Below are 16,278 nucleotides of genomic sequence, written 5' to 3' on the forward strand. Positions count from 1 at the left end.
AAAGTCTGTGAAGAAAATGGTCAGTTATTTTATATTGGGCAGTTGAAACAAGACCCAAACAAGCCTATAAAAATCGCAGCTTTAAATATTGGCAAAGGTAAATATCGAGCAGATAATGGTAGTTTTTATTATTTAGTTAGCCCTGAAAAAGTGGAAGTTTGGCGAAATGGAACTCAGATGCGTTCTGACAGGTTTTATAATTTAACAAAATTGCCATAATGCAATTAATAGAGGATACGGTAGGCAGTGCGTTTCAATCCCTAATATTATGTCCGGGTAATTAGTTCCGATTTCTATCGGAAACGATTATCCGAACATGACATGAATCCCTCATAAGTAACTACACAAAATTAATTACAGTCATTGCGAGCGTTCGCGCAGCGTCTCGTAGAGAAGCAAAGCAATCCCAGCCCTTGCGATTGCTACCCTTCGGGAAGGCTTCGCCTACATTTCGCTTCGCTGCATTCGCAATGACATTGTGTAATTAATTATGTTTACCTACTTACCTATTTAATTACGAATTACGAATTATGAATTACGAATTAGTAATTATCACTTGGTTTATTAAACACTTCTAAAATCTGTCGGCAAATTTGTTTGAGCTTATGCTCAATTTCACCAGAAGGCGAAGATGCGCCGACAACACTCCAGTTTTCTACCGTAGAAAGTCGCCACGCTTCACCGCGATGATCGAATCCGGCTACTTCCACACCGATCGCCCGCCGGGAATTATTGATGGGATCTTGATAAAATCGGATTTGAATTAAAATACTGCGACTTCGCCAAGATTTGCTGATACCAGGAAAGTGAAAACCAATATCTATAGAATCTGGATCGACTAACTCCCTGGTTTCCGGGTCATTCTTCCAGGGTTTGAGATCAGATTTGGCATCAGGAAACTCGAATTTGAACAAATTAACCACCGTAGCAATGTTGCTGGCGAGTTCAAGGTTCGTTGCCTGTTCGGCTGCGTTCACTAAAAAATACTCCTATATTGCGTCGGCATCTTCCGGGATGTGAAGACAGAAAAACCGCCATAAGGCCTATAGTATTGGTGTTTCAGCTTATCAAGACCTCTGATATTTAGCAACTCTAAATCATACTTCCCTAACAATTCTGGTTACTAGACAGATACCAAAAATCGCTTCTTGTTGAGACTGGCTAACACCTTTTAAGTAATTGTACTTAAAAAGTAGATGAAACTCTGCCGTTTGTAAAAAATATCGAGATTTTCTGCAAAATCCTTGGCTGATAAGAACGATAAATTACGCTAGCGATCTAAAATGACACTGTGAATCGGTAAACAAAAAGCAATTTAAGTTCAATATATGGTGCGTCAACGCTCGATTTTTTCATTTTTCCTAGTACTATTGGCCACATTCCTCATTAGTTGTGGTGGCCCTGGTGTTGCGATCGCACCTCCGACTTACACAGCAGTACAACTTGAAAAAATTCAGGCTTATGTTCCTGACATTCAGGCTGTGCGCGATCGCTCAGAAGAATTGACAACTCTGATTAAAAAAGGTGATTGGATCAATGTGCGTAACTTTATACATGGCCCGATAACAGAAGCAAAGCTGAATCTGACTTATGTCACTCCCAACCTTCTACCCAAAGACCAACCCACCGCACGTCAAATAACGCGAGATTTTTTTAAAGACCTGGTTAAACTCGATAAAGCTACTAGTGCTAGCAATCCTCTAGTTGCCTTGAATCAATCCCAAGCTGCTTTTGCAGACATTGACAAATTCCTCGATCTGCTTCCTAAAATCAGCAGTGAAGCAGAGGCAAGTTAAGCGCAAGCTAAGATGAACTGAGGGGAATGAGGAGGATGAGGAAGAGTAAAAATTGCTCCCCCTGTTCCCTCATCTCCCGAATCTCCCCATCTTTGCCTCAAAACAGCAATGAGTCATGTAGTTATTATCGGTTGTGGTGTAGTTGGGGCTGCGATCGCTTACGAACTGAGTCTAGAAAAAGGGCTGAAAATTACAGTTTGCGATCGGCAAGCACCAGCACAAGCTTCTACGGGCGCTGCACTTGGCGTTTTAATGGGCGTAATCAGCCAAAAAATTAAGGGCAAAGCTTGGCAGATGCGACAAACTAGCATCCAACGCTATGAAACTTTGATTCCTGAATTAGAAGCTTTAACAGGTCGTAAAATCCTCTTTAATCGCCAGGGAATTCTCAGTCTTGGTTTGGAAGAGGAAAATTTAGCAGCATGGGAAAAACTTGTAGAAGTTCGCCACTCTCAAGGCTGGCATTTAGAAATATGGGATACGGCTAAACTCAAAAATATCTGTCCTCAAATTGCTCACGAAACAATTACTGGCGCTGTCTATTCTCCTCAAGATCGTCAACTTGATCCAACTGCTCTCACATTAGCTTTAGTTGAGGCTGCCCAGCAAAATGGTGTAACTTTCAAATTTGGTGTGACTGTTTTGGATGCCCAAACCTCACCACCTGAATCTTCCCCCCAATATTGCGTTCAACTTGAGACTACAGAAGGAAAAATAGCCGCAGATTGGTTTGTAGTCGCAGCAGGGCTAGGTTCGACACCACTGACAGCAAAATTAAATCAAATAATTGATATCCGCCCCGTGCTAGGGCAAGCATTGCAAATGCGTGTAGGGCATCCGTTAGGTAATCCAGATTTCCAGCCAGCGATAACGGGTAATGATGTGCATATTGTTCCTGTGGGTGCTGGAGATTATTGGGTGGGTGCAACAGTGGAATTTCCCAACAATAGCGATGAGATACCGCCAAATCAGGAACTGCTGGAATCTGTTAGAGAACAAGCGATCGCATTTTGCCCAGAATTAGCCACAGCAACTATTCTCCGCACCTGGTCGGGTTTACGTCCCCGCCCTGAAGGTCGCCCAGCCCCAGTTATTGGTAAGTTACCAGGGTTTAGTAACATCCTCCTAGCTACCGGACACTATCGCAACGGCGTTTTACTAGCGCCCGCTACAGCTTATGCGATTCGTGAGATGATTATTTCTTAGGGAATGGGGACTGGGGACTAGGAACTGGGGATTAGAGACTAGGGGCTGAATTCTTCTTATCAGTATTCAATACCCAGTACCCAATCCCCAATCCCCAATAAAGGAAATAGCGTGTCAATAACAGAACATAAAATCAATGTAGATTCACTAGAATGGTTTTATCGGGAATCTTTACCAATCGGTAGAACTGACTTAGCGCCTGTGTTGTTGCTACACGGCTTAGTCTCACAAAGTTATAGTTGGCGTAATATTATACCTGCTTTGGCGAATCAGGGTACAAGAGCGATCGCTCCAGATTGGATTGGTTACGGCAATTCTTTAAAACCAGAAAAACGAGATTTTGCTTACACTCCTGATGCTTTTATCACAGCTTTAGAAGGATTTGTTAAAGCGCTAGAACTTGAACATTTTTCTTTAGTTGTCCAAGGATTTTTAGGTTCTGTAGGACTACAATATGCTTTGCGTCATCCAGAACAAATTGCCAATTTAGCTATTTTAAATACACCAATTTCAACTGCTGCCAAATTACCCTGGAAAATTAAACAAATGGGTTTACCTTTGGCAGGTGAAGTAATGACCCAAGACCCGCTTTTGGTTGATCGGACGCTAGAAGGTGGAAGCCGTTATCGCATAGGAGATAAGGAATTAGATATTTATCGAAAACCATTTTTAAAAAGTTCTTCATCTGGGCGGAGTCTCTTATCAAGTATTCGTAATTTACAGCTTGATTCAGCAATGAAAGAAATCGAATCTGGCTTTAAAGAATGGCAACAGCCAATTCTGATTCAATGGGGTATGATTGACCCTTGGTTACCTGTAGACATTGCCGAAAATTTTGCCAAGTCCGCACCAAATACCGAACTAATAAAACTTAATAACGTCGGACATTATCCTCAAGAACATTACCACGAAGCGATTTTAGAAGACCTTTTGCCCTTTGTGCGTCGTAAAGATACTCATTGAGAATATACTTTTGGCAAAAATCGATATTATAAAAATGAATGTCAGAATTCATGAGTCAGAATCAATTAGTAAATGGTGCAAAATCATCAATGTAGTCCACTAAATGGAAGACTGAGTGGCAGAATTCAAATTTGTTTCTTGTTAAAAGTCCATCCTTTAATGGGTGGAATATTCTGAATTCTGAATTATGAATTCTGGCTCCTGACTACTTTTTGTTAACATTAAAAATGGATTGCAACCACAAATAAAGGAGATTAATCTGCGTGGCTTATTCATGGTTTAAAGCCTTTCATATTGTCGGATTTGTAGTTTGGTTCGCTGGTTTGTTCTACTTAGTTCGTCTTTTTATCTATCACGTTGAAGCGAACCTTGAACCTGAACCAGCGCGAACGATACTGAAAAATCAGTATCAAATTATGGAAAAGCGTCTCTACTATATCATCACTAACCCAGGAATGTTTGTGACGATCGCAATGGCTATTGGTTTATTAACCACTGAACCGGAGGTTTTAAAAGAGGGTTGGTTGCATATAAAACTACTGTTTGTTGCTATTTTAATTGGCTATCATCATTACTGCGCTCGGCTGATGAAAAAGTTAGCAGTAGATGAATGTGGCTGGAGTGGTCAGCAATTACGTGCTCTAAATGAAGCACCCACAGTTATGTTAGTAGCGATCGTGTTGCTGGCTGTGTTTAAAAATAATCTACCTACAGATATCGCTGCTTGGGCTATTTTCGCCATGATTATTTTGATGGCAGTCACTATTCAACTTTACGCCAAAAAACGCAGGCAAGATAAAGAGAAGTTGACGGCACAAATAGGGCAACCACAAGAACAAAGTTAGACAAAGGGGCGCAAAGCTGTGCATACGTGTCAACTTAACGCAAAACCCTGGCAATGACGTTATATCAAGCTTACTCAATTACCAATTAAGTCGTCGGAACCCCACCCCGCTTTTGTCGCTAGACAAAAGCGGGGAGGGGATTAAGGGGAGCCAGTGCGGTCTTGGGGTCTCCCTAAGTGGAGCATCTGGCGTGTGGGGTAAAACGCCTGTGGGATAAGCGTTTTTACTTAAGTTGACACCAATGAAAGCTGTGCGCCCCCACCACACATTGCATAACAAGGACAACCGCTCCTAATTAACTATTACCTCATCCTGGAAACGTTTACAGTAAATCATCTCCAGGAATCACGGTAGTGTAAAAAGTATATTTGCGATTAGCCACATAACGGCGGTCTTGTTTAATAATCGCCATAAACTCTCTATGTCCCTCACGGGTACGTCCCACTAAACAACCCGCGCTAGCAAAACGAATATCATTCCGGGGAAAATCAAAGCCGTAGTGTTGATTCACATAAAAATCATCACCTGTATGAAGTTTGTCGCCAGTCCGTTTAAAATCTTTGTTGAAATCTCTACAAACAGTTATATCTCCAACTTGCACTAATGCTTCGTGAGGCTCTGCTGTGCCGTGCGTACCAACAGTCCAAGCTTTGTATTGTCCAAACTGAATCCTAGCTGCTCCTTTGGGATTCATCGGATTATAAGTGTAGTGCTTCCCTGGTTCTGTAGTAGCTTCCCAGTGATCTACGATTTTGGGAACGCCATTTACTACTTCAATAACAATCCGCCGATCGTTAAATTGATTGGGTGTATCACTGTTGAGATTCCAGTTTGCATCTATACCCTCTACATAAACAATGTTGTATTCTTTTGGATTGGTAAATACCTGATAACCTTTGGATAGCATATATTTCACAATCTTACTAGGGATGTCATTGCCTAGTTTTAAAGGGGGTTTAGGAAGATCATCTATTTTGGTTTCAATTAGTTTCTTAGCTGTGACTGCTCCTAAAAAGCCACTCTCTTCAGTCTTTGTTAATTCTTGAAATTTTTTGAGAGATATCACAGAAACAGGGCCAAATTTACCATCTGCTGGAGGTTCCAGCAAACCTAAGCCGATTAACAGTATCTGAATCTGACGAGCTAAGTCTGCATCCTCAGCGATCGCGTCGAATGCCCATTTCTTATCTTTTCCCAAGAAGTCTTGTAGTTTCATTATGCACCTACCTTAATTTACTTACTTCTAAGTATAAACATCATTTTCACGATTGATGTTGTTTTAAACAACACTCTTAAGCAAAATGTAATGTTAGAATTTTTACTATTAATTTATGATTTAGCACCCAAAATATTCATAATTTATTATTGAATCTACTTGATTAAACAGCTTAAGTTAATTTTCCCAAAATCAAAGCCAAAATACAGAATACAGGGGATTTCAAGGAAAGTGTTGTACACAAGTTCGCGTCTTAAAGCCAGGTATAAAACCTGTTTTACTTCTGTTAGTGCAGTGGGGCGTAGCCCATTCTGACTTCTGAATTCTGGTGTATTATATTTAACGTGAGTTCGACGGGTTATGTAGTGTCCGTTTTATCAGCCTAATAAAAAGAATATCTCCCTGGTTTTACTAGGCAAAAGCTGTCCAACTCCGATGCAAAGAGGGACAGACTTGAACAAAAATTCAAGGTAGGAAGAGGTTCAAAATTAATTACTTGATTTGCGGATGCGCGTCTTGTCCATCCCAACAAACTAAGGTAGGTGTAGCTATGCTTTTAGTCTGATAAGCGTTTTTGACACCAACCCAGTTACTGGCAATTGGCATTCGCCAACCAGTTCCAAAAGCGCGATCGGTGATTTTTAAACCGGGGGGTGCTTGTCGCCGTTTAAATTCAGCCCGCGCTACCATTTGGATTACTCGGTCTACAATTACAGGATCGTGACCGACTGCAACAATTTGTGCTGCTGATTGGTGATTGTGAACCAGGCGTTGCAAAATATCGTCCAAAATTTCGTAGGGCGGTAGAGAGTCTTGATCCACCTGACCTGGTTTGAGTTCGGCGCTGGGTGGTTTAGTCAAGACGTTTTGTGGGATGATTTCATTACTGCGATTTAACCATTGGCAAAGTGAATACACACGGGTTTTAGGGACATCTGCAATTACTGCTAACCCGCCATTCATATCACCGTAGAGAGTACAGTAACCAACTGCCATTTCTGACTTATTACCGGTAGATAGAAGAAGATACCCAAATTTATTAGCGATCGCCATTAATAAATTACCGCGAATCCGAGATTGGATATTCTCTTCTGCCAGTCCAAACTCAGTACCTGCAAACAGATCACCTAAAGTTTGATCAAAGCCTTGCATTAACTCCCCAATTGGTAAAAGATTAGTCTTAATCCCCAAATTTTCGGCTAATGCTACAGCATCACTAATGGAATGCTCAGAACTGTAAGGGGAAGGCATGAGAACACCAAGGACATTTTCTTTACCAAGTGCCGCAGATGCGATCGCAGCTACTATTGCAGAGTCAATTCCGCCACTTAAACCCAAAACTACTTTAGAAAAGCGGCACTTACGAGCATAATCTCGCACTCCCAAAACCAACGCTTGCCAAATTTCTTCATCTTCCGATTCATAGACAGGTGCTACAGAACCTAATTGAAAATCCCGTTGCGCTTCATCAAATTCAACTACTACTAAATCGGTATCAAAGCCACGGGCACGACATATAACTTCACCTTGACGATTCAAGGCAAAACTATGCCCATCAAAAATTAGGTCATCATTTCCGCCAACCTGATTAGCATAAATCATCGGTTGTTGAAAACGTATTGCACTATGCCTGAGCATTGTTTCACGAAACTGCTGCTTGCCGACAGTATAGGGGGAAGCAGACAAATTTACAATTAAATCTACACCCAAAATTGCTAAGTCAGCAATCGGATTTACTGCGTAACTACGTTTGCCCCAGAATTCCTCATCGTTCCATAAATCTTCGCAAATAGTTACGCCAATATGGATATTATCTAGGGTGAAATAATTAGCTTGTAAGCCTGGTTCAAAATAGCGACGTTCGTCAAATACATCGTAAGTAGGCAAAAGTCGTTTGTGAAAAACTTGCTTGACCTTGCCATCTTCTAACAAAGCCATGCTGTTGAATAAGGTTTTACCGCCAGTAATAGACGCTTCGAGATTCTGTTCAATAGTTCCTACCAAAACAGCTAAATTTGGTGGTAAATCCTGAGCCAAATTTTGTAAAGTGATACCCATCGCTTCCACAAAACTAGGATTTAGTAATAAATCCCTTGGTGGATAGCCACACAAAGAAAGTTCTGGTGTTAGCAACAAACGCGTACCGCTAGATGCTGCTCGTTGTGCCGCTTCTAGGATTATTTGGGCATTTAAAAGCAAATCACCAATTGTCGGATTAATTTGAGCGATCGCAATCTTCATATTATTTGTCCCCTTGTCCCTTTGTCCCCTTGTCCCTTTGTCCCTTTGTCCCTTTGTCCCCTTGTCTCCTTGTCCCCTTGTCCACGTAGCGCATCATTAAATAAACACCAAAGGTTTATCTTTTAGGGGAGCAAAAGCTTCCGCGTCAAACTTATACAAACTAGCCGGACGACCAGCACCTCGTGATACTTTAATTCCGGTATCGCATAAAAAACCTAACTTGAGTAGACGCGCTCGAAAATTAGAATAATCAGAAAAATTGTCACCTAAAACTGTGGCGTATAACTGATATAAATCATTCAAGGTGAACATTTCTGGCAAGACTTCAAAAGCCACCGGACTATACTCTAATTTATTTCGCAACCGCCTATGTCCATAAGCCAAAATTTCATTATGGTCAAAAGCTAACTGCGGCACTTGTTTTACTGGATACCAAGCTATACCAGTCATGCGATCGGCAATTAATTCGGCTTCTTCAAATCGCACTAGGGCAAAGTAACTAACTGATAGATAACGCACACCATAACTATCAATTGCTTCCCGTGGATCGCGATTCGGCCCACCAAATGTATACAGTTGTTCTAAGTAGAGATTGTTGACCTTAATTTTCTCTGCCATAATGCGATAGGCGGCATCTTCTAAAGACTCTCCTGGACGTACCAAAGTACCGGGAAGACTCCAATGATTTACAAATGGTTCTTGCTGTCGCATTACTAGTAGAACTAACAGCCGATTTTGTACAGTATCTACAGAAAAAATTACATTATCAACACCAACCTTGAAATCGGCTAAAGGTTGTTGGTTTAACGGAGTTGGTATCTTTTTTTGTGAACGTCCTGGCATTCGTACAAATGCTCTTGATTAATATAGGCAACTACAGGGGCTGTGAGGGCTTGAGAATCTCCATGTTCGCGGTACGCTGTCGAGGAAACATCTAGACCGATCAGACTAGCGATCGCAATCTTCCCTCCCAGCTTTTGCACTACCTCTGAACTAGATTCATCTATTGCATATCCCGGTCGCGGTACAATCAGTAGTTGCACTTCCTGTAACAAATCTTCAATGCGATACCAACGTGGTAGCTGAGTCAGTAAATCTGAACCAATAATCAACGTTAATTTAGCATCTTCACCCCAAGAAAGCTTTGCTTTTTCCACTGTTTCCAGTGTTCTGAAGCTACTCAATTCTTGTTCCAAAGCAATATTATGCCGTGGCGCGTCTATATTCGCAATCAACAGTTGCAGCATTGCTGCCCGATGTTCTAAGGGTGTTTGATGAGACTTAAATGGATTATCTGCTGCCCAAACCGCTACCCAATCATAACGCTCAGACAACCAACTCAAAATTTCTTGATGTCCAGCAGTTGGTGGATCGGCACTAGTTCCAAACAAAGCAACTCTCATAATAATTCGTAATGGGCTTCGCCCCGCTTCGCTAACGTAATTCGTAGTTCGTAATTAAGACATACCAAAAGAGTAATTATTACCTCTGTGTACTCAGCGCCTCTGTGGTTCGTTTCTTAGTTTCTTCTGTCAACACCCGTAACCCCTCAGAAATTTCCACTTCTACAGCCACCGGATGATCCAAACGCCGTGTTTCTTGCGGTAAACTCGCAACTGAGGCGGCGGTACGCTGACGAATCGTTGCCAACGACTCCAACGGCTGTATCCGTTCACCGTGTTGCACTACCAACTGCAACAAAGGTTCTTCTTCCAAAGGAATTTCACCTAAAAGTCCCAACCTGTCTGCTTTTACCTTACCTCCCGTAAATGAGCGAAAAATCTGCTTGCGCCCTGGATAAGTAACCTTACCACTAGACTGTTTCATCACTGGGATGCCATCAATGTCTACAAGTTTATAAACTCCATTTACAGGCGAACCTGTAACTAGTCGTGTTCCCAGTCCGTAACCATCAATTTCAGCCCCAGCAGCTTTTAATTTGGCAATTTCCCACTCATCCAAGTCGCCACTAGCAAAAATTGGTACACCGGGAAGGAGCGATCGCACCTGTTTTGATAAGGTAACTAAATCTCCTGAGTCCAATCTCACTCCTGTTAATTGCATTTCCCCGGAATTTACTTTTTCGGCCAAGCGCCCAGCAGCAGCAATGGTATCGTAAGTATCAATCAGCAATGGCGCACCCGGAAAATATCGATGAAATGCACTAAAAGCTTGTTCTTCAGTGCCTTCTATTGCTGACAACGCCATCACCAGGGCGTGTGCCATAGTACCACTAGGCTTTTGTCCTAGTTGTAGCGCTGCTAACACATTGGAAGTGGAATCTAAACCACCTGCCAACGCCGCCCGTGCCGCCCACAAAGCCCCTTGTGGACTAAATGCCCGTCTTGTGCCAAATTCTAAAAGTGTTGCTTCCTCCCCCGCTACATCCCGCAACCGTGCTGCTTTTGTGGCAATCAAAGTCTGGTAATTAATCGTATTCAGCAGGTAAGTTTCTACTAGTTGTGCTTGCCAAAGTGGTGCTTCCACCCGCAACAGTGGCTGATTGGCAAATATGGCTGTTCCTTCTGGTACTGCCCAAACATCACCCGTAAACTTTCCCTCAGCTAAAAGTGACCAAAAGCGATCGCCTGCTTGAGCAAAAATTCCCGTTGCCTGTAATGCCGCAATTTGCGCCAAACTAAACCGGAATTTGGCTAAATATTCCAATGCCTGCGTCAGCCCCATTGCAATTAAATAACCAAAACCCTCTGGCAATCTTCTAACAGACAATTCAAAGCTTGCCCGTCGTTGTTCTATACCTTCGCCTGTGTAACAAGCTGCCATTGTTAACTGGTAAAGGTCGGTCAGTAAGCTGTAATCATCCGCAGAAACGTTTAGTTCGTGATTCTGCTGGCTTTGCTCTTTATATACATATTCCAAATCTGGCAAAGTTGTCATGCAAGAGCTTCCTTACAAGATGCTTCTCTTATTATGGTAATATTTACCATAAATAATGTCAACTATCAGCAAGTATATTTTCTGAGATTGCCGTATAACAGTAGATTTATAGGCAGGTTAATACTAACTTTATAAAATACTTAATGTTTTTTAATAGTAATAGCTAGCAATAATGTTAATCAAATAAGGTGGTTAATGAAGGGAAAAAATATCCTGTCAGAGAAAGTTTGTTTTGCTTTGCTCTTTTCTCAACTGGGGTTAAAGAAACAACTATGTTACAATTAGAATCAAAGAGAAAGCTTTGAGTTTTTAACAAGCTAAAGTATTGCAAAGTTATCTGAATAAACATTGCATATATTCTCAATATATTGAGAATAGGAGCCAGTCTTGAATATCAGCATTAGAGTATAGGTAGCACAATTAAAGCGACTCGAAAAAGGAGTCCAATATTATGGCTATTTCCCGAATCATTGCGAACATAACCCAATATATCTCTGAAGCTGCAATGCGGATTTTTGGCCCTACTGATGATGCTTATCCTGTTATTGGTGTACAACCTTTTACAGGTGAGCCTTACGATAAACGTAAAGATGATAATGATTAGGTGCTGATACAGCATTGATAAATAATACAGGAGTTAAAATTCAGAATTCAGGCGAGGGCAATTACCGGGAAAATTCAGGCAAACCATATAATTTAAACCACTAAATTGTAGATTTAGCTGCGTACTTAAACCCTTTTATTGAAAAGTAGTGGCGTATTGCAATACGCCACTATTTCAATTCATTCTGCATTCTGGCTCCTGATAAATAGATATCTTGCAAAAATCAAACCGCTTCGCAAAGTCATTAGTCATTAGTCCAAAAGAAACCACGCCGACAAGAGACGTGGTTTTAATTAATGTGATATCATTAGCTTTTTCGCCCAGAAGTGACTTCTGAATTCTCCTTCAATTAAACTTTTTTTCCACCGCCTGCTAGGAGTTCTAGAATGACTCCATTTGTCCAGCCGAAACCAACTTCGTTAGAACTATATCCAAAGGAGATTTCGTAGGAAACGTTGGCAGAACAGCGTTCAACATCATATTTCTCAACTAGGGTCTTGTGACGCTCGAATTCTTTAATTACCATAGCCAGGAATTTGTTGGCAATGCGATCGCCTTCTGTATGAAACCCATAACGGTGAAGTCCCTGGACAGCAATGAACGTCAATGGTGCCCAACCGAAGGGAGCATCCCACTGGTTCCCGGTAACATGAGTACTAGTAAGAATTCCGCCTGGGGCTTCAAACAAAGAGAGATTTTCTACGACGCGCTGGGCTTGGGCTTGAGAAGAAATTCCTAGCCACAAGGGATAAAATGTGGTAGCAAATTCGTAGCGGCGGTGTTTTCCACTCTGAAAGTGATAGTCGAAATAGAGTCCTCGTTCTTCATCCCAGAGAAATTGATCGATCCGATCGCGGCGGATATCTGCACGATCGCGCCATTGTTTTTCTAGTTGTTCGTTGCCCAAAATATCGTTAATTTGCCCTAAGTCTTGTTCTACCTGATACAGCAAGCTGTTGAGGCACACAGGAGCGTAGTGGAGGATATCAGCACTGAAGGGGCCAAATCGGTTGGTGATATCAAAACCGGACTCGCGCATGGTGCGATCGCCCTTATAAAATAGGTGGGTCAGTTTGTCATTTTCCCGATCGTAGTAAAGATTAACGTCGTAATCTTCAATCTCAAAGGTTTGGTAATATTCCTTGACGCGATCGTAGTGGCTTTTTCCCTCTTCATCTCGCTCGGAGAACACAACTTCTGGCGCGGGGCCTTCGCCAAAGGCATAAAATCTGGATAAGCCGGTTCCGGGATTCAAATGGGGCGGTACTACCCAGTAATAGTAAAATTGTTCTAAAAGCGGTACGGTTGTCCTCAACCACTCTTTATCCTGGGTGTGCTGGAATAATGCCAAAACCATCATGCTGAGGACGGGGGGTTGCGATCGCGAGAGCATATAAGTCCGGTTGGCATTGAGGATAGTACCGTAATGCTTTACCTGGTACAATAATTGGTCTACCTGGCTTTGCGCTAGATCCCATTCTTCATCGTGCAAAAGTCCCAGTAATATAAAGTAGCTGTCCCAGCCATACATTTCGTTAAATCGACCACCTGGTACGACATAAGGGCCTGGTAGGTATAGTAAGCCATGCTCTTTAATCGCTTCCACTTCTGACGGCAAAGTGCGAATTTGTAGCTGTTGCATATCTTTGGGATATAGCGATCGCTCTAACACACCCTGAATGTTGGGATAATCTTCTAAGGGGGAAATGTAGACAATCCAGGGAGTGTCGGTTTTGTGGTCTAGTTTGGTATCTTTGGCAGATTGTAATAGGTGTTCGTGCGATCGCGTTAAGGTTTTCCACGTTTTTTTGATATGGAAGCGCACTTTGTTTATCTGCGTGGCGGTAAGTGTTGGGGGAGTGATCATAATTCAATTTGACGGGGTGTGAGGAGGTTGGAGGAATTTTTTTAACGCAGAGGGAATCGCAGAGGTACGCAGAGACTTTACGGCATTTCTCTGCGTAAGATAGATTTATCTTTTTACTCGGCAGTACTAACTAATAGGGCGACTGGAAAATGGGCGAGGGCAGATCCGATAGATAGGGTTTGTGTGGACTGCAAGGGTTGTTGAGTGATGACGTTTTTCCAGGTGGAGGGAGTTCCCGGGGGTAGTAGTAGATGTGTATCTTGCCATACTGACTCGCCTAAGGGGTTTTCTCCTGGCTGGATGAGACTTGTTAAAAAGCGAGGGGCGATCGCGATCGCTGTTTGATTGCCTTCCCGCCGCGCAAAGGCGATTATGTGATTGGCGTAGGTTCCTTGAACTTCTAAGGGGAGATAGTCGCCATCCTGGAATAAGGAGACATAGTTTGTTCTAGCTTGGAGTAATTGAGCCGTTAAAAACAGTTTAATTCTGCCATCGGTTTTATCACTCACTAACTCTTGAATCAAAGCCAGAATGTCGGTTTTAACCTGTTCGCGGATGGCGCTTAAGTAGGTGCGTCGCTGTTCAAAATCTACCGGGCGGCGGTTGTCTGGATCAACTAGGCTTAATTCCCAAAGTTCTGTTCCTTGGTATACATCGGGTACGCCTGGGGCGGTAATCTTCAGTAGAGTTTGCGAAAGGGAATTAAAGATACCATACTCTGCAATTCGTTGTTGAAAGGGACGAAAGGCTTCTAGAAATTCGCCGGAGAGGGAAGGATCGAGTACTTTCTCAATAAAGGAGGTACAAGCTTCTTCATAGTCGCTATCAGGGCGCAACCATGCTGTATGCACTTTCGCTTCTCGAATTGCCTTAATTATATAGTCTTTCACCCGTTCCACGAAGGATGCATGTTCGTGTTCTGCAAAGGGAAACGCCCCTACCAAGGTTTGATAGAGAAAATACTCGTCGTTGCGATCGGGCATAGCGAACCCGTGGCGATGGCTACGATGTGCTCGATTCATGGCACTCCAGGTATTTACCTGCTGATCCCATTCATCGGGGATTTCTGAGAGGACATTCAATCTGGCGCGAACATCTTCGCCGCGTTTGGTGTCGTGGGTGGCGGTGGTGTTCATTGTGTGAGGCCAGGTTTCTTGGTGCTGTTTGTTAAAGGCATGAAATTTGGCTAAGTCGATGCCAAAATGTCCAGGATTTCCCCCGACTTCATTCAGTGACAGCAACCGATTGTAAACATATAATGTGGTGTCTTCTACGCCTTTTGCCATTAACGGGCCACTGTATTGCTGCATCCGCAAGACAAAATATATCCACTGTTCGCGTTCTGTTTGAGTCAGAGAATTATCAAACTCTAGCAGCATTAACTTTTCAATAAAAGTCAGTTCGTTCTGCAACAGGGGCGTTTGTTTTTTGGCTTGATCGATTACTTCTTGAATGGTAGCGCGATCGCTTTCTCCAATTCCATCGGGTGTAATATAGGTGCGGTAAATTGGGAACAGTGTCAAAACTTCAGCGATCGCTCTTTTTAATCCATTCAGTGTAAAATCGTTGCCATAGCGATATTTGCTGGAAACGTTCTTTAACAAAAGAGCCAGATTGTCAATATCACCTGCTAAATTCTTTTCCAAAATCAGGTGCTTTTTATCCTTCACCACCGAGGCATAATCTACTCTAGAACTGATAAAGTTCTGGTAAATTTTATCGAAGGATGATTCGTTTTCTGTTTGACAAAATACGCCATTTACATAGTTGAGAAAGTCATATCCAGACGTACCTTCTATTTTCCAGTTTTCCGGCAATTCTTCGGTGAGTTCTAAAATCTTCTCGACGGTGATATAAACATCTCCCGCCTTTTCTCGCAGCCTTTCGAGATACTGAATTGGGTTATAAAGTCCATCAATATGATCGATCCGCAAACCAGTAAATTTACCTTCTTCAACCAGCTTCTGAATTAGGCTGTGGGTATTATTAAAAACCCGCACTTCTTCAACTTTAACGGAAATCAATTCATTGACAGTAAAGAAACGGCGGTAGTTCATTTCCTCCGCCCCAACTTTCCAAAAGGCAAGGCGGTAAAACTGGTCATTCAGTAATTCATCTAGGAGGTTAAAGCTTTCTGAATTACCCGATTCTCCGTTAAAAGTTTCGATATTTTCGTCAATGAACTCGCGGATGGTGTCGTTTGTGGTGTAGAGTTCCCAAAGCAATCCTTTAATAAATGCGATCTGGTCTTGTCGCTGTTTTCCTGCAACTTCTGAGGGTACACTTTTGAGAATGTAGAGAATCCCCAATAGCTTAATAAAATCGGGATGATTCCGTCCCAGTGTACGGGTGAGCTTACCCAGATTATGGGTGATAAATTTTGTGTAAGATTCTAACCGCAGTGGCAGTTTTAAGCTGTAATAGTTGACGGTTAAACCGTTTTGTTCATATTGCAGTTGAATGTGTCCGTTTTCTAGGGATGCACCATAGAAATCTCCCAGCAACGGCGCGAGAATTCGCTCTTGGCGATCGCCAAAGGGAGCATTCCAAGAAAGATCGAAGTAGTCGGTATAGCTGGAATCTGGGCCGTGTTCCAATACGTCCATCAAGTAATCGTTTTCGCTGCTATAGGCCATGTGGTT

At 42.3% G+C, this 16,278-nt stretch carries 13 protein-coding genes and 1 pseudogene; 6 read left to right on the plus strand and 8 right to left on the minus strand.

Annotated features, from left to right (window positions below):
- Positions 1-219: pseudogene (locus VE944_RS33440) on the plus strand (M23 family peptidase); the annotation flags it as partial.
- A 323-nt stretch (positions 220-542) separates the two neighbouring features.
- Here VE944_RS33440 and VE944_RS33445 read toward each other — a convergent pair.
- Positions 543-977 (minus strand): hypothetical protein, encoded by a 435-nt coding sequence (locus tag VE944_RS33445; protein WP_324987934.1) that lies wholly within the window; start codon positions 975-977, stop codon positions 543-545.
- 351 nt (positions 978-1,328) lie between these two features.
- On the opposite strand from VE944_RS33445, the gene psbQ reads away from it, so the two are divergent.
- The 4 genes from psbQ to hemJ all read left to right on the plus strand — a co-directional run bounded on the left by psbQ (position 1,329) and on the right by hemJ (position 4,810).
- Complete coding sequence (gene psbQ / locus VE944_RS33450) at positions 1,329-1,796, plus strand: photosystem II protein PsbQ (RefSeq protein WP_324987937.1); 468 nt, start codon at positions 1,329-1,331, stop codon at positions 1,794-1,796.
- 108 nt (positions 1,797-1,904) lie between these two features.
- Complete coding sequence (locus VE944_RS33455; RefSeq protein WP_324987940.1) at positions 1,905-3,002, plus strand: NAD(P)/FAD-dependent oxidoreductase; 1,098 nt, start codon at positions 1,905-1,907, stop codon at positions 3,000-3,002.
- 111 nt (positions 3,003-3,113) lie between these two features.
- Positions 3,114-3,965: an alpha/beta fold hydrolase gene (locus VE944_RS33460; protein WP_324987943.1), complete on the plus strand. Its 852-nt coding sequence runs from the start codon at positions 3,114-3,116 to the stop codon at positions 3,963-3,965.
- 263 nt (positions 3,966-4,228) lie between these two features.
- A complete protein-coding gene (gene hemJ / locus VE944_RS33465) occupies positions 4,229-4,810 on the plus strand; it encodes a protoporphyrinogen oxidase HemJ (protein ID WP_324987946.1) in 582 nt (193 codons plus the stop codon).
- A gap of 322 nt (positions 4,811-5,132) precedes the next feature.
- On the opposite strand, the gene VE944_RS33470 is transcribed toward hemJ, so the two are convergent.
- The 5 genes from VE944_RS33470 to VE944_RS33490 form a co-directional block, all read right to left on the minus strand.
- Positions 5,133-6,026, minus strand: a complete 894-nt coding sequence (locus VE944_RS33470; RefSeq protein ID WP_324987948.1) for a peptidoglycan-binding protein — start codon at positions 6,024-6,026, stop codon at positions 5,133-5,135.
- A gap of 492 nt (positions 6,027-6,518) precedes the next feature.
- Positions 6,519-8,267, minus strand: a complete 1,749-nt coding sequence (locus VE944_RS33475) for an NAD+ synthase (RefSeq protein WP_324987951.1) — start codon at positions 8,265-8,267, stop codon at positions 6,519-6,521.
- Positions 8,268-8,363: 96 nt separating this feature from the next.
- Positions 8,364-9,110, minus strand: a complete 747-nt coding sequence (locus tag VE944_RS33480; protein WP_324987953.1) for an NUDIX hydrolase — start codon at positions 9,108-9,110, stop codon at positions 8,364-8,366.
- Complete coding sequence (locus VE944_RS33485) at positions 9,071-9,670, minus strand: nicotinate-nucleotide adenylyltransferase (protein WP_324987956.1); 600 nt, start codon at positions 9,668-9,670, stop codon at positions 9,071-9,073. The genes VE944_RS33480 and VE944_RS33485 overlap by 40 nt, the downstream gene beginning before the upstream one ends.
- Before the next feature lie 79 nt (positions 9,671-9,749).
- The gene (locus VE944_RS33490) at positions 9,750-11,165 is read right to left on the minus strand and encodes a nicotinate phosphoribosyltransferase (protein ID WP_324987958.1); all 1,416 of its coding nucleotides are present in this window, start codon (positions 11,163-11,165) and stop codon (positions 9,750-9,752) included.
- 451 nt (positions 11,166-11,616) lie between these two features.
- Here VE944_RS33490 and VE944_RS33495 point away from each other — a divergent pair, with 451 nt between their 5' ends.
- On the plus strand, positions 11,617-11,769 hold the full coding sequence (locus tag VE944_RS33495; RefSeq protein WP_324987960.1) for a hypothetical protein: 153 nt from the start codon (positions 11,617-11,619) through the stop codon (positions 11,767-11,769).
- Between the two features lie 349 nt (positions 11,770-12,118).
- Here VE944_RS33495 and VE944_RS33500 read toward each other — a convergent pair whose 3' ends face one another.
- Both VE944_RS33500 and treY read right to left on the minus strand, forming a co-directional pair.
- Entirely contained in the window at positions 12,119-13,636 is a 1,518-nt protein-coding gene (locus VE944_RS33500) for a trehalase family glycosidase (protein WP_324987963.1), read from the minus strand.
- Positions 13,637-13,749: 113 nt separating this feature from the next.
- Positions 13,750-16,278, minus strand: a 2,529-nt coding sequence (gene treY / locus VE944_RS33505) for a malto-oligosyltrehalose synthase (RefSeq protein ID WP_324987966.1), incomplete at its 5' end; no start/stop codon positions are given.

This window comes from Nostoc sp., from assembly GCF_035638895.1.
Lineage (GTDB): Bacteria > Cyanobacteriota > Cyanobacteriia > Cyanobacteriales > Nostocaceae > Nostoc.

Bases quoted from the DNA above. Each gene is read 5' to 3' on its own strand.
- psbQ (WP_324987937.1), top strand. From the start codon at position 1,329: ATGGTGCGTCAACGCTCGATTTTTTCATTTTTCCTAGTACTATTGGCC.
- VE944_RS33455 (WP_324987940.1), top strand. From the start codon at position 1,905: ATGAGTCATGTAGTTATTATCGGTTGTGGTGTAGTTGGGGCTGCGATC.
- VE944_RS33470 (WP_324987948.1), bottom strand. From the start codon at position 6,026: ATGAAACTACAAGACTTCTTGGGAAAAGATAAGAAATGGGCATTCGAC.
- VE944_RS33475 (WP_324987951.1), bottom strand. From the start codon at position 8,267: ATGAAGATTGCGATCGCTCAAATTAATCCGACAATTGGTGATTTGCTT.
- VE944_RS33480 (WP_324987953.1), bottom strand. From the start codon at position 9,110: ATGCCAGGACGTTCACAAAAAAAGATACCAACTCCGTTAAACCAACAA.
- VE944_RS33485 (WP_324987956.1), bottom strand. From the start codon at position 9,670: ATGAGAGTTGCTTTGTTTGGAACTAGTGCCGATCCACCAACTGCTGGA.
- VE944_RS33490 (WP_324987958.1), bottom strand. From the start codon at position 11,165: ATGACAACTTTGCCAGATTTGGAATATGTATATAAAGAGCAAAGCCAG.
- VE944_RS33495 (WP_324987960.1), top strand. From the start codon at position 11,617: ATGGCTATTTCCCGAATCATTGCGAACATAACCCAATATATCTCTGAA.
- VE944_RS33500 (WP_324987963.1), bottom strand. From the start codon at position 13,636: ATGATCACTCCCCCAACACTTACCGCCACGCAGATAAACAAAGTGCGC.